The sequence below is a fragment of the Niveispirillum sp. FG148 genome (genome assembly GCF_057809655.1).
In genome coordinates this window covers 23,052-36,420 of record NZ_JBMDKJ010000045.1, presented here as the reverse complement: position 1 = coordinate 36,420, position 13,369 = coordinate 23,052, and the positions used below count along the sequence as shown (strand labels likewise).

Below are 13,369 nucleotides of genomic sequence, written 5' to 3'. Positions count from 1 at the left end.
CCTCCAGGTCTGACCCGGCGCCAGCGCTCCTACACCACGCACGGGGACGTGATCCTAGTTGTGTTCAGAAGAAAACAGGCCGGCCGGTTCAATTCGAATTGATGGAGACGGCCCGAAAGAGTCTTCAGGCTTGGCTGGAACGTCGGGGCGGGACGCTTGCTGATTATGTCTTCCCCAGCCGGGTCGACCATGCCAAACCCATCAGCACCCGCCAATATGCGCGCCTCGTCGAGGAATGGGTGATCGGGATCGGCCTACGCCGGGAGGATTATGGAACCCATTCATTGCGGCGAACCAAGGCCGCCCTCATTTACAAACAGACCGGCAACCTACGGGCTGTGCAGATCTTGCTGGGCCACACCAAGATCGAGACGACGGTGCGCTATCTGGGCGTCGATGTCGAAGACGCACTGCAACTGGCGGAGACGACCGAGATATAGAAGGTGACAGCGGCGGGGCGGGCGGGAATGTCCGGAAACGATACCCCAAGCGCGAAAACCCGTCCGTCCGCTTCCGGCCCCCCAGCCGGCATACTGACCGATGACTGCGGTTGCCCTCTTGCTGATGGTGGCCCCACCAAAAAAGAAGGGCCGCCGGTCTGTCGATCCGGCGGCCCAGTTGTGGGAGAAAAGGCCGTCCCCAGGGGACCAGGGGACGGTGTCCAGCCATCATCAGAAATTGATGGTGGCGCCCAAGGCGATCTGACGGCCCAGCGAGTCATACCGGGCGGACAGCGTATTGCTGCGCGACAGACCAAAATTGTAGGAGTTCGGCAGGATCGGCGGCTTCTTGTCGAACAGGTTGTTCGAGGCCAGACGCAGCGTCACGTTTTCTGCCGCACGCAGGGTGAAGGCCAGGTCGAAATAGCTGTAACCGGGGATACGATAGAAGGTTGCCCGGTCGTCGCCGGCCTTCCAGCCCAGGTTCGGGTCGTGGGAATTGCTGACATTGGTCAGCGAGCCCAGGTAACGCCAGTTCAGCGAGGCCGTGAACAGCCCTTCGGCCGTGCTGTAGGTGGCGCGCAGGCTGTGCGACCATTTCGGGATCAGCTGACCGCACGGCCCGCCATAATAGCCCGCGCAATTGGTCCGCGGCAGGATCGGGGAATCCTGGCCACCGGCATGGGTGGTCAGCGAGCCGGCGAAGTTCCAGTCCACCGTACCGATATCGGTCAGGCCCAGGTCATCCAGATCCAGCTTGTACTGGGCCTGCATGTCCCAGCCATAGGAACGGCTGCGATAATAGTTGGTGGTGCCGGCGCGGATGAAGCCGGTGGTCGGGTTCGTCGATGCCGGGCTGTACAGCGTGCCGTTGGCGTTGCGGACGATCATCTGACAGAAGAACGGATCGCCGCTCTGCAGGCAGCCGTTCCAGAAATACATGTCGTCATTATAGCCGATGCTGTCCTTCAGATCGATCAGGAAGCGGTCGATCGACAGGACCAGGCCCGGTGCGAAGCGGGGCTTCACCACCATGCCGATGGTCTTGGTATAGGCCGTTTCCGGGTCCACCGTGAAGCCACCGCTGCGGATGGTGCAGCGGCTGTCCGGGCAGGACAGGGACGAGCTGCCATAGAGGTTGGCGGCCAGACCCGTGGCAGCGCAGACGGCGGCCGACGCCTTGGGCGGATCATAGACGGTGATCTGCTTGGTCGGGTCCTTCGGGTCGGGGATCTGCCGCGGGGTGCTGGCGCAGAAATCGTTCTGCGAGCCGCCCTGCGTGCTGTAATCGTAATTCAGCGCTTGGTTCATCTCCACCACCGTCGGCGCGCGCTGCGCCCGGTTGATGGAGCTGCGGAAGGTCACATCCTCGATCGGGGCATACAGCGCCTCGCCCTTCCAGGTGGAGAAGGCGTCGGGATTATCGCTGTACTTCGAAATGCGGTAGCCGCCGTTCAATTGCAGCAGGTCCACACCTTCGACCTTCTGCACCAGCGGGGCCTGGAACTCGGCATTCGCCTCCCAGGCATGCTGCTTCAGGGTCCGGTCCTGGCCGCCATTTTCCTCGCGATAGGTTGCGTCGGCGAAGTTTTCCAGCTGGTCATGCCGGTATTCGGTGCCGAAGGCGACGGCCACGCCATCCTTTGCGAACGGGGAGGTGATGCCATATTCGCCCAGGTCGCCCTGCACATTGGCCTGGATGTCCTTCAGCGTGCCGACGCTGGTCGACGTGCCGCTGCGGCCCGTCAGCAGGTAATCGAACAGGCCCTGGTCATTGTTGCCGGCGCGGAAGGCGTCGAACGGCACGCAGTTCGGATCGCTGCCATTCACCTTCGACACGCAGGTTGCGGTGCCATTGACATTGACCACGTTCAGCGACCGGTTGACCTTGGCATATTCGGGGAAATTGCCCGAGGTATAGTCCTGACGATTGCGGGCATAGACGCCGCCCACATCATAGGACCAGACATCGGCAAACGTGCCGCGGACGCCGCCGGTCACGCGCGTGCCCTTGTTGATATAGACGTCTTCCACATGCGGCAGTTCGTTGAAGCGGTAACGAACCTCCAGCGGGACCATGTTGGCCGTGCCGGCATTGCTGCCGCACAGCGCCTGGGCCTGGCTGGTCGACAGGAACGGGTTGTTGCAGTTCACCTGATAGGGCGTGCCGCCATAGACCGTGTAGCTGTAGACGCGGGCCGGGAAGGGGTTGGACGACCGGTCACGGAACCACATCACGTTGGTGTAGAGTTCCGCATTGTCGTTCAGTTCATAGCTGGCGAAGCCACCGGCATTCCAACGCTCGTCCTTGCGCTGGAACGAATAGCCGTCATAGGGGTTGGCGGCCAGGCCCGGACCATTGCCGAAGGCCACGAAATCGCGGCTGCCGCTGGGATTGTTCACATAGACCGACCCACTGTTCGGGCCGCCACGCGGGGAGATATAGCCGCTGGGCGTATAGGTGGAGGTGGAGCAGGTCAGCGGACCATCCTTGGTCCCTTCCACCAGCTGGCAGCCGGAGGTTTCACGCGCGCCGAAGGGGATCAGGGCCGCCTTGCGGTAGTCGGCGAAGGCCGCCACATGCAGGCGATCCTCAAAGAAGCTCTCGCCCGCGACGATGGAAAGGTCGCTGCGGCCGCCATCGGCCTTCGTGCCCGTGGCGGGGGAGAAGCTGTAGCGGTTGGCCACGCTGGAGACCAGGCCGGGCTCGTTCTTGTGATAGAAGAAATTGTGGTTGGCGTTGATCTGAACGCCTTCGAAATTCTTCTTCATCACGAAATTGACGACGCCGGCGATGGCGTCGGAACCATAGACCGAGGATGCACCGCCCGTCAGCACGTCCACGCGCTCGATCAGCGCGGTGGGGATCATGTTGGCATCCTGGCCGTTCTGGGTGCCCAGACGCTTGCCGTCCACCAGGACCAGCGTGCGCTCAAAGCCCAGATTGCGCAGCTTGATGCGCTGACGGCCATCGGAATCCTGATAATTCTGCTGACTGTCCGGTGCGATCTGCGGCAGGCGGTTCAGCACCTCTTCGATATTCACGGCGGCCTGGGCCGTGATCTCGGCAGAGGTCACAGATTGGATCGGTGCCGCTGCCGTCGCATTCGGCCGGGCGATGCGCGTGCCGGTGACGACGATCTCGGACAGCTCGATCGCGGTCGTCTGGTCCTTATTGGTGCTGGCATTCTGCGCCGAAGCCGTTACCGCTAACAGGCTTGCGGCACAGGTCGACGTCAGCAGCAGTTTGACGTGCCTCTTCATGTACTCCCCCGTTTCCATGTCTACCCCGTCGGCTGGCCGATCCGGGGCACCACCCTCTGTTCTGTTTGGGCTTGGCGCCCTTCGACCACCCACAAAAAGCTCGTCACGATTGGTGACGCGGGATCAGGTCTCTCTTGCCCTTACCCGCCCATTTCCCCTGGCCCTTCCCGTGGACGTGACGAACCAACCACGGGGCACCTCCGGCGCATGGTGGCGCTTTATCGCTGTTTCCTTCCATGTCCGGTTCGGACCGCCGCCGCAGCATCGGTCCGGGATCGACGCTGCCATGGAGATAAGATCAATTCAATACCAAAATAGGCTTTTGTATTATAAATCTGTAAAAATCGCTGAGCCCAATATAACCGCTAACATGCGTCTATATATGGTCTAAACAGCCCAATCCGATCAAATAACCGCCACCCGGCGCGACAGGGGCCTGTCCGCCCCCGTCGCGTCCCGTCGCCCCATTGCGGGGTCAGCGGCAGCCCTCTGCAATACCAGTCACGGCATTGTCGCGAACCTGGATGGTCCGGTCATAGCAGCCGCCGGCCTCGTCCTTCACCGACAGCCGGATCAGCGAGGTGCCGGTCACCTTGGATGAACGCCGGGTCTGGGTGTCGATGATGGCGGTCAGCGCTGGCTGGACGACATAGTCGGTGACCTTCCAGCGGCGAACACCCGCCGGATCGGTCGACACGGTTTCAGACCACAGGCCCTGGTCCAGTTTCAGGCGCTGGGTGCGCCCTGCCTCGTTCTTCTCCACCTGCATGTCGATGGTCAGCGGATAACGGGCCTGGAAGCGGGTCGTGGTCAGCCCGTTGCGGTCGGTCACCAGGGTCAGATTGTCGATCTGGGTATTCTGATCGACGCGCCAGATGTCGGACTTGTCGGTGGTCACGAAATCCTGCCGGTTGACGAATCGGACGGCATTGCGGACGCGGGTTTCCACGCGCCCGTGCGACGTCTCCACAAAACCCGCCACCTCATACTGACGGGACTGCAGGGTGACGGCATCGCCGTTCAGATCGCCTTCGCCCGTCACCTTCACCCGCTGATCATCGACCGACAGTTCCGGATCGCCCAGCGTATTGCGGATCAGGCCGCCGGTGACCCGCTTGGACCCCGCATCCTGCCATCCCATCAGCGTGCCGGTGACCAGGAAATAGCGCCGCAGGCCCTGGATGGTGATGGCGACCTCGTGCGGCTTGTCATCGGTCAGAAGGCCGGCGAACGGCGTCAGGTCGACACGGGTCGGTTCGAAATTCAGGGTCTGGATGCCCGGTGTCGGGAACCACATGTAGGGATTGATGCCGCCCGTATAGATCCAGGGATAAAGCGGGGCAGTGCCGGCGCGGGCGCCGTCGATCCAGACCTCCGCCTCGCGCCAGGCGCCACCGCCGCAATTATTCTTGCCGTCCCCGGCCAGCCGGTCGGAGACGCAGGCATACCAGAATTCGTCCGCCCCCTGCGGTTCGGTCAGCAGGTCCAGATGCAGCCGTTCCAGGTTGGCGGGGAAGCGCTGCGTCACGCTGAGGCGCGGCGTATCGCTGTCCAGCCGCACAGGCGCATCGGACAGGGGCGCCACGAAGGGGGCGGTGACGGCGGCGGGAACATCCCTGGCCGCCGGATAGAACAGCAGCCGGGCCCGGCCCGTCACATGTCCGGTATAGGTATCATCGACATAATTGACCAGCAGGGTGGCGCCCTTGCGCTTTTCCCGCAGCCAGGCCTGATAGTCGGTCACGTCGCGTTCGGCATGCCATTGCGGGGCGATGTCCTTGCGCGGTTCCATCGTGGTGCCGAAATAAAGATTGACCCCGCCGACATCGATGATGGCGGTCCGGTCATACTGACGACCGGCGGACACGGCATAATCCACCTCGATCACCACCTTGGCCCAGGGGCCCTTGCAGTCCCTGGGCGGGGCGTAATCGAAGGGAACCGGCTTGTCGCCCACGAATTCCCGTGTGTCGAACAGGGTGACGATACAGGGCGTCGTTGCCGGGCGCGGCACGCGCAATTCCACCTCGGCAAAGGTGTTCGTGCCTATGGCGGCAACGGGCGGTGGCGCATAGTCGGCAGCGGCAGCGGGCAGGGTCAGGCCAACGCCGAGCAAGGCGGAGCACAGGATGGTTTTCATGGGGAAACCGGTTCCGGAATGGCGGCTGGGGGTGACGGCGCGATGGCGGGTGTTTTCCCCCGCAGCGCCGCCTGCGACAATACCGGTTGGTCATGTTTCGAGCAAGATGGAGTTATATTGGATTTATCTTGGCTCGGTAATGCATTAGAGACTTTGCCGGTGCCCGCCGACGCCGACGGGCGTTCGGCTGCAAATCACCGTCGAGGGGAAAATGCTGGAAGTCTGTGTCGAGGAAGCGGCGGGCATCGATGCCGCCGTGGCCGGTGGTGGCGATCGCATGGAACTGTGCGCGGGCCTGGCGCTGGGCGGATTGACGCCGCCCGAATCGCTGATCCGGCTGGCAGCACAGGCGCCCATTCCCACGCTGATGCTGGCCCGCCCGCGTGAGGGTGATTTCCGCTATGATGCGCAGGAGGCGGCCCTGGTCGCCGCCGATATCAGCGCCGCCGCCGCGGCCGGTCTGGACGGTGTGGTGATCGGCGCCACGGGGGCGGGCGGGGGCCTGGATCTGGCCCTTCTGGCCCAATGGGTTGACCATGCAAGGGCGGAAGGCGCCGCGCGCGGCCGCCCCGTCTCCCTGACCCTGCACCGCGCCTTCGACCTGTGTCCGGACCCGCTGGCCGCATTGGAGGATGCCATTGCCCTGGGATTTCACCGCATCCTGACGTCCGGCGGCTGTCCGCGCGCCGTCGATGGGGTGGGCATGCTGGGCCAACTGGTGCAGCGTGCGGGCGACCGCATCATCATCCTGGCCGGTGGCGGTGTGGATGCCGCCAATGTCGGACCGCTTCTGGCGGCCGGCGTGAAGGAGGTCCATGCATCCTGCCGCGCCCCCCTGGGCGAACCGGGGGAGATTGAGCGTCGCTTCGGCTTTCAGGCGGGCCCGCGGCTGCGGACCAGTGCCGCCAGGGTGGCGGCGCTAAAGGCGCTGCTGCCGGCTGCATGAAAGCCATATTCAATACCTTGAATAGTACCAATATATAACTTAAGCTCCGAAACTCTGGTTCCGACAGCATGGATGGGAATTGTGGTCGCGGTGGAGACGGGTGACGGCGCCGGCCTGGGGTTGACGTTGATGGCACGGGAGGCGGCGGAGGCTTCCGTGGCCGTCCGGCGCCTGCTGGATGCCAATCGGGAAATCTTTGCCACTCTGGGGGCGTTGCTGCGCAAGGCGCCGCCGACGGTGGTGGTCACCTGCGCGCGCGGGTCGTCGGACCATGCCGCGACCTATGGCAAATATCTGATCGAAACCCTGCTGGGTGTGCCCGTCGCTTCCGCCGCACCATCGGTTGTTTCCGTCTATGCGGCCCCGGTGACGGCCGAAGGCGGGCTGTGCATCGCCATCTCTCAAAGCGGCCGCAGCCCCGACCTTCTGGCGACGGTGCAGGCGTACCGCGATGGCGGTGCCCATGTTGTGGCGCTGGTCAATGACGAGACGTCGCCGCTGGCTTCCATGGCGCACACCTTCATCGGGCTGAAGGCCGGGCCGGAGAAATCCGTCGCCGCCACGAAATCCTATATCGTCTCCCTGGCCGGGCTGGCCGCCCTGGTGGCGGAATGGGCCGATGATGACGCACTGCGGGCCGCTGTCGCGGCGCTGCCCGACCTGCTGGGCCGGGCGGCCGCGCTGGACTGGTCGGCCGGTGTGGAAACCTTGCGCGATGCGCGCAATCTGTTCACCATCGGCCGCGGCTACAGTTTCGCAATCGCGCAGGAGGCGGCCCTGAAGTTCAAGGAAACCTGCGGCCTGCATGCAGAGGCGTTCAGCGCCGCCGAGGTGCGTCACGGCCCCATGGCGATCGTGCGCGACGGCTTTCCCGTGCTGGCCTTCGCCGGTTCCGATCTGGCGGGTGACGGCGTGCGGTCGGCGGCGGCGGAGTTCCAGGGGCGCGGCGCCCATGTCCGGATCGCCGATGCGCGGGGCGGCGGCAACCTGCCGGCCATCGCGGCGCACCCCGCCATTGAACCCATCCTGATGATCCAGAGCTTCTATCTGATGGCCAATGCCCTGTCGCTGGCCCGCGGTCATGATCCGGATCGTCCGCTCTATTTGAACAAGGTGACCGAGACACGATGACGGGGTTTCTTTTCGTCAATGGCCGGGTGGTGACGCCGGCCGGTCTGCTGGAAGGCGGGGTGATCCGGGTCGTGGACGGGCGCATCGCCGCCATCAGCCCGGCCAACGCCGATCCGGCGCGGGAAAAGATCGATCTGCGGGGCGGCTGGCTGGTCCCCGGTTTCATCGACACCCAGGTCAATGGCGGCGGCGGCGTGCTGTTCAATGACCAGCCGACGGTGGACGGTATTGCCGCCATCGGCCGCGCCCATGCGCGGTTCGGCACCACCGGCTTCATGCCGACGCTGATCAGCGACGTGCCGTCCGTCATCGCCCGCGCCCTGGATGCGGCCGACGCGGCCATTGCCGCCGGCGTGCCGGGCTGCCTTGGCGTGCATGTCGAAGGCCCGATCATCAATGCCAAGCGCAAGGGCATCCATGACGCGGAGAAGTTCCGCGGGCTGGACCCGGAGATGCTGTCGCTGTTCGCCCGGCCGCACCGGGGCAAGGTGATGCTGACGCTGGCGCCGGAGATGGTGGCGGCGGACGATATCGCCCGCCTGCGCGACCTGGGCGTGATCCTGGCCATCGGGCACAGCGACGCCGATTACGAAACGGCGAAGGCCGCCTTCGCCGCGGGCATGACCGGGGTCACGCACCTGTTCAACGCCATGTCGCCCATGCTGCACCGCGCCCCTGGCGTGGTGGGGGCGGCACTGGACAATCAGGACGCCTGGTGCGGATTGATCGCGGACGGTTTCCATGTCCATGACGCCGTTCTGCGCATCGCCCTGCGCGCCCGCCCGCATGACCGGTTCATGCTGGTCACCGATGCCATGTCCTGTGTCGGGGCCGACATGATGGAGTTCGACCTGCATGGCCGCCGCATCCTGGTGCGGGACGGGCGCTGCGTGGGCGAGGATGGCACCCTGGCCGGATCGGCCATCGACATGGCGGCCGCCTTCCGCAACAGCGTCCGCCGGCTGGGCGTCACCCCGTCCGAAGCCGCCCTGATGGCCTCTGCCGGGCCTGCCGCGTTCCTGGGCCTGTCCGGGGAACGGGGCGCGCTGGCATCCGGATTGATGGCCGACTGGGTCCATCTGGATGCCGACCTTCAGCCGGCGGGCACCTGGATCGCCGGCACCCGCGTCGCCTGACGACAACATTCTGGACCAGACCCTGAGCATGAGCCCACCGACCCACAAGATCGACGCTGTTGCCGGGGCGGCCATCGCCATCGGCGCCCCCCTGACCGGCTGGCTGACGCGGCTGGACGAAGTGCCGGACCCCGTCTTCGCCGGCCGCATGCTGGGCGATGGTGTCGCCATCGACCCGACGGGCGACTGCCTGCTGGCGCCCTGTGATGGGGAGATCAGCGCCCTGAATGCCGGCGGTCATGCCGTCACCATCCGCGTCGCCGACGGGGTGGAAATCCTGATGCATATCGGCATCGACACGGTGGCCCTGGGCGGCAAGGGGTTCAGCCCCTGTGTCGCCCCCGGGGACCGGGTGGTGCGCGGGCAGCCGCTGATCCGTTTCGACCTGGATGCCGTTGTCCAGGGCGCGCCCGCCATCATCACGCCCGTGCTGCTGCTGGAGAATGAACGTTACCGGCTGATCAATGTGCGTGGCGCCGGGCCGGTCACGGCGGGTGACGAGATTTTCCGGCTGACGCCGGTTGCCGCCATTTCTGCGGCGCCCGTGGCTGGATCGGGTGCGGGGCCGCGGGTGGATCGGCGCATCACCGTGCCGCTGGCCCATGGCATCCATGCCCGGCCGGCCGCCCGCATCAAGGAAGCATTGGCCGGTTACAAGGCCACGGTCACCTTGTCCAAGGCCGGGTCCAAGGCTGGACGGGGCATGAATGCGCGCAGCCCGGTGGGGCTGCTGACGCTGGCCATCGGTTTCGGGGACGAAATCGTCATCGCGGCAGAGGGGGAGGACGCGATCCAGGCCGTCGCGGCCCTGGCCGCCCTGATCGAAAGCGGCATGGGGGAGAAGGCCGATGCGGCCCCTACCACCGCCAAGCCGTCCCCGCTGCCGCCACCGTCACCGGTTATCTCTACATTGCCGGGGGATGGCCGCGTCGCGGGCGTCACGGCATCGGCAGGCCTGGCTGTGGGCAAGGCCCGTGCCTTCCGGCTGCCGGAAATCACCGTCGACCCCGCCGGTGCCGGTGCCGGGGTGGAACGGACACGTCTGGACAGCGCCCTTGCCGCCCTTACCCGTCGTCTGATCGCGGAGGCGGCGCACGCGCAAGGTCCGCGCAAATCCATCATCCAGGCCCATCAGGCGCTGCTGTCCGATGACGGGCTGCTGGACGCCGCAGCGGAGGCCATCGGCAATGGCGCCAGCGCCGGTCATGCCTGGCGGCTGGCCGTCCGGCCGCAGGCAGAGGCCCTGCGCGCCACGGGTGACACCCATCTGGCCGAACGGGCCGATGACATGCTGGACCTGGAACGCCGGGTGCTGGCCGAACTGGCGGGGGAGGCGGATGCGCCCCTGACCTTCCCGCCCGACACGATCCTGATCGCCGATGACCTGCTGCCCTCGCAGGTGATGGCGCTGGACCCGGCCAATGTCGTTGGCTTCTGCGTTGAACGTGGCGGCCCGACAAGCCACGTTGCCATCCTGGCGGCCAGCATGGGCCTGCCGGCGCTGGTGGCCCTGGGGCCCGTGCTGCGGCAGGTGAGGGAAGGAACCGACCTGATCCTGGATGCCGGCAACGGCCTGTTGCAGGTGGCGCCCGACGCCGCCACCCTGGCCGCCGCGCGGGCGCGTATCGCTGATATGAAGGTTCGCCGCGCCGCGGCCAAGGCGGCGGCGCTGAAACCCTGCCACACGGCCGATGGCGCGCGGATCGAGGTGTTTGCCAATCTGGGATCACAGGCCGATGCCGTGCAGGCCATCGCCAACGGGGCGGAAGGCAGCGGCCTGCTGCGCACCGAATTCCTGTTCCTGGACCGGCCAAGAGCACCCAGCGTGGCGGAGCAGGCGGCCGATTACCAGGCCATCGCCACGGCCCTGGAAGGCCGTCCGCTGATCGTCCGCCTGCTGGATATCGGTGGGGACAAGCCCGCCCCCTATCTGCCCATCGCGGCGGAGGAAAACCCGGCCCTGGGCCTGCGTGGCATCCGTGTCGGCTTTGCCTATCCCGGCATGCTGGCCGACCAGATCCGCGCCATCCTGTCGGTGCAGCCTGTGGGCCAGTGCCGGATCATGGTGCCCATGATTGCCGGCGTCGATGAACTGCGCCGTGTGCGCAGCGTGCTGGACCGCGTGCGCGCGGATATGGGCATTGCCGATCCCGTGGAACTGGGCGTGATGGTGGAGACGCCGGCGGCGGCCGTGACGGCCGATCTTCTGGCGGCGGAAGCGGACTTCCTGTCCATCGGCACCAACGATCTGACCCAGTATGCCCTGGCCATGGATCGCGGCAATGCCGCCGTGGCCGGTTCCATCGATGGCTTGCACCCGTCTGTGCTGCGCCTGATCGCGCAGACCTGTCAGGGGGCGGCCCGGCATGGGCGCTGGACGGGCGTCTGCGGCAGTCTGGCGTCGGACCCGTTGGCCGTGCCCATCCTGGTCGGGTTGGGGGTGACCGAATTGTCGGCCACGCCGGCCCTGGTTCCTGAAATCAAGGCGCTGGTCGCCGGTCTGACCCTGGACCGCGCCCGCGCCCATGCTGCCGAAGCGCTGGCCTGCGCGACGGCGGCCGATGTCCGCACGCTGGCACGGGGGTTCGCCGCATGAAGTCGATCCTGGAAAAGCTGCAGCCGCTGGGCCGCGCCCTGATGCTGCCCATTGCCGTGCTGCCGGTGGCGGGCCTGATGCTGCGTCTGGGTCAGCCCGACCTGCTGGATATCGGGTTCCTGAGTGCCGCCGGCGATGCCCTGTTCTCCCATCTGGGTCTGCTGTTCGCCATCGGTGTGGCCACCGGCTACGCGCGTGACGGCAACGGGGCCGCCTGCCTGTCGGGCATCGTCTGCTTCCTGGTGGCGACGGAGGCGGGCAAGGCCCTGCTGACCGTGCCGCCCGACCTGACGGGCGATCTGGCCATCGCCGCCTGGAAATCAAAAGCGGTTGCCCGCCTGGACGTGCCCGTGGGCATCCTGTCGGGCCTGATCGGCGGGGGCTTCTATAACCGCTTCTCCACCGTCAATCTGCCCGATTACCTGGCCTTTTTCGGCGGACGGCGGTTCGTGCCCATCGTCGCCGGGGCGGCCGGTCTGGTCCTGGCCGTGGCCATCGGCCTGGGCTTCAGCCATATCAGCGCCGGCGTCGATGGCCTGTCGCATGGGGTGGCAGAGGCGGGCGGGGCCGGTTTGTTCATTTTCGGCGTGTTGAACCGGCTGCTGCTGGTCACCGGCCTGCACCATATCCTGAACAATGTGTTCTGGTTCGTGCAGGGCGATTATAACGGCGTGGCCGGCGACCTGCGCCGCTTCTTCGCCGGCGATCCGGCGGCGGGCGGCTTCATGGCCGGGTTCTTCCCCGTCATGATGTTCGGCCTGCCGGCCGCCTGTCTGGCCATGTACCGCGCGGCCCTGCCGGAACGGCGCAAGGCCGTGGGCGGCATGCTGTTCAGCCTGGCCCTGACCTCGGCCCTGACCGGGGTGACGGAACCGATCGAATTCAGCTTCATGTTCCTGGCCCCGGCCTTGTACGCGCTGCATGCCCTGCTGACCGGGGCGGCCATGGTGCTGATGGACCTGCTGGGGGTGAAGCTGGGCTTCGGCTTTTCCGCCGGCCTGTTCGACTATGTGCTGAACTATGGCAAGGCCACAAAGCCGCTGCTGCTGCTGCCTGTCGGCCTGGGCTATTTCGCGCTCTATTATGCCGTCTTCGCCTTCGTCATCCGCCGGCTGGATTTGAAGACGCCGGGCCGTGAGGAAGAGGCAGCCGGCGTCAGCGCCGCCGTAACCGAAGGAGGCCGCGGGGCCGCTTTCGTCTGCGCCCTGGGCGGTGCTGCCAACCTGACCAGCGTCGGGGCCTGCACGACCCGGCTGCGTCTGATCGTTGCCGATCAGGGGCAGGTGGATGAGGCATCGCTGAAGGCCCTGGGGGCCCGCGGCGTCATCCGCCCCTCGGCCAATGCCTTGCAGGTGGTGCTGGGCCCCATCGCCGATGCTGTGGCCGTGGAAATCCGGGACGCGCTGGCGGCCGGCGGCGAACAGCCGGCAGCGGTCGCGGCCAAACTGCCGGCCGCCCCGGCGGTGCGCCTGGTGCCCGTGGCGGTGACGGCCCTGGGCGGGGCGGACAATATCCGCAGCATCAGCCGCCACGGCACCCGCCTGCGGGTCGAACTGACCGATCCGTCGCAACTGACGGAAGCCGCCCTGACCCGTCTGGGCGTGCGGGCCGTGGCCCGGCCCGGCGGCGGCGTGCTGCACCTGCTGCTGGCGCCCGATGCGGGTGTGGTAGAGGCTTAGGAAGGACCGGGCGGCAGGGCAACCTGCCGCCCGATTG

8 protein-coding genes are annotated in these 13,369 nt (G+C 66.4%); 6 read left to right on the top strand and 2 right to left on the bottom strand.

Annotated elements, in window-relative coordinates; genetic code table 11:
• On the top strand, nt 1-440 hold a 440-nt coding region (locus ACODTW_RS26760), incomplete at its 5' end, for a tyrosine-type recombinase/integrase (protein WP_488949200.1).
• Nucleotides 441-671: 231 nt separating this feature from the next.
• Here ACODTW_RS26760 and ACODTW_RS26755 read toward each other — a convergent pair.
• Nucleotides 672-3,704 carry a TonB-dependent receptor domain-containing protein gene (locus tag ACODTW_RS26755; RefSeq protein WP_488949199.1) on the bottom strand — a complete coding sequence of 1,011 codons (3,033 nt, stop codon included), beginning with the start codon at nt 3,702-3,704 and terminating at the stop codon, nt 672-674.
• A 475-nt stretch (nt 3,705-4,179) separates the two neighbouring features.
• A complete protein-coding gene (locus ACODTW_RS26750; protein ID WP_488949198.1) occupies nt 4,180-5,844 on the bottom strand; it encodes a peptide-N4-asparagine amidase in 1,665 nt (554 codons plus the stop codon).
• Between the two features lie 211 nt (nt 5,845-6,055).
• On the opposite strand from ACODTW_RS26750, the gene ACODTW_RS26745 reads away from it, so the two are divergent.
• The 5 genes from ACODTW_RS26745 (at nt 6,056) to nagE (ending at nt 13,332) form a co-directional block, all read left to right on the top strand.
• A complete protein-coding gene (locus ACODTW_RS26745) occupies nt 6,056-6,790 on the top strand; it encodes a copper homeostasis protein CutC (protein ID WP_488949197.1) in 735 nt (244 codons plus the stop codon).
• A gap of 72 nt (nt 6,791-6,862) precedes the next feature.
• Nucleotides 6,863-7,921: an SIS domain-containing protein gene (locus ACODTW_RS26740; RefSeq protein WP_488949196.1), complete on the top strand. Its 1,059-nt coding sequence runs from the start codon at nt 6,863-6,865 to the stop codon at nt 7,919-7,921.
• Nucleotides 7,918-9,057 carry an N-acetylglucosamine-6-phosphate deacetylase gene (gene nagA / locus ACODTW_RS26735; protein ID WP_488949195.1) on the top strand — a complete coding sequence of 380 codons (1,140 nt, stop codon included), beginning with the start codon at nt 7,918-7,920 and terminating at the stop codon, nt 9,055-9,057. The genes ACODTW_RS26740 and nagA overlap by 4 nt, the downstream gene beginning before the upstream one ends.
• Nucleotides 9,005-11,653, top strand: a complete 2,649-nt coding sequence (gene ptsP / locus ACODTW_RS26730) for a phosphoenolpyruvate--protein phosphotransferase (RefSeq protein ID WP_488949194.1) — start codon at nt 9,005-9,007, stop codon at nt 11,651-11,653. The genes nagA and ptsP overlap by 53 nt, the downstream gene beginning before the upstream one ends.
• Nucleotides 11,650-13,332, top strand: coding sequence for an N-acetylglucosamine-specific PTS transporter subunit IIBC (gene nagE / locus ACODTW_RS26725; RefSeq protein ID WP_488949193.1), 1,683 nt, complete (start codon nt 11,650-11,652; stop codon nt 13,330-13,332). Before ptsP ends, nagE begins: the two co-directional genes overlap by 4 nt.
• The last annotated feature ends 37 nt before the right edge of the window (nt 13,333-13,369 follow it).

Coding starts and splice junctions, on each gene's coding strand:
- ACODTW_RS26755 (WP_488949199.1), bottom strand. CDS start 3,704: ATGAAGAGGCACGTCAAACTGCTGCTGACGTCGACCTGTGCCGCAAGC.
- ACODTW_RS26750 (WP_488949198.1), bottom strand. CDS start 5,844: ATGAAAACCATCCTGTGCTCCGCCTTGCTCGGCGTTGGCCTGACCCTG.
- ACODTW_RS26745 (WP_488949197.1), top strand. CDS start 6,056: ATGCTGGAAGTCTGTGTCGAGGAAGCGGCGGGCATCGATGCCGCCGTG.
- ACODTW_RS26740 (WP_488949196.1), top strand. CDS start 6,863: ATGGGAATTGTGGTCGCGGTGGAGACGGGTGACGGCGCCGGCCTGGGG.
- nagA (WP_488949195.1), top strand. CDS start 7,918: ATGACGGGGTTTCTTTTCGTCAATGGCCGGGTGGTGACGCCGGCCGGT.
- ptsP (WP_488949194.1), top strand. CDS start 9,005: ATGCCGACCTTCAGCCGGCGGGCACCTGGATCGCCGGCACCCGCGTCG.
- nagE (WP_488949193.1), top strand. CDS start 11,650: ATGAAGTCGATCCTGGAAAAGCTGCAGCCGCTGGGCCGCGCCCTGATG.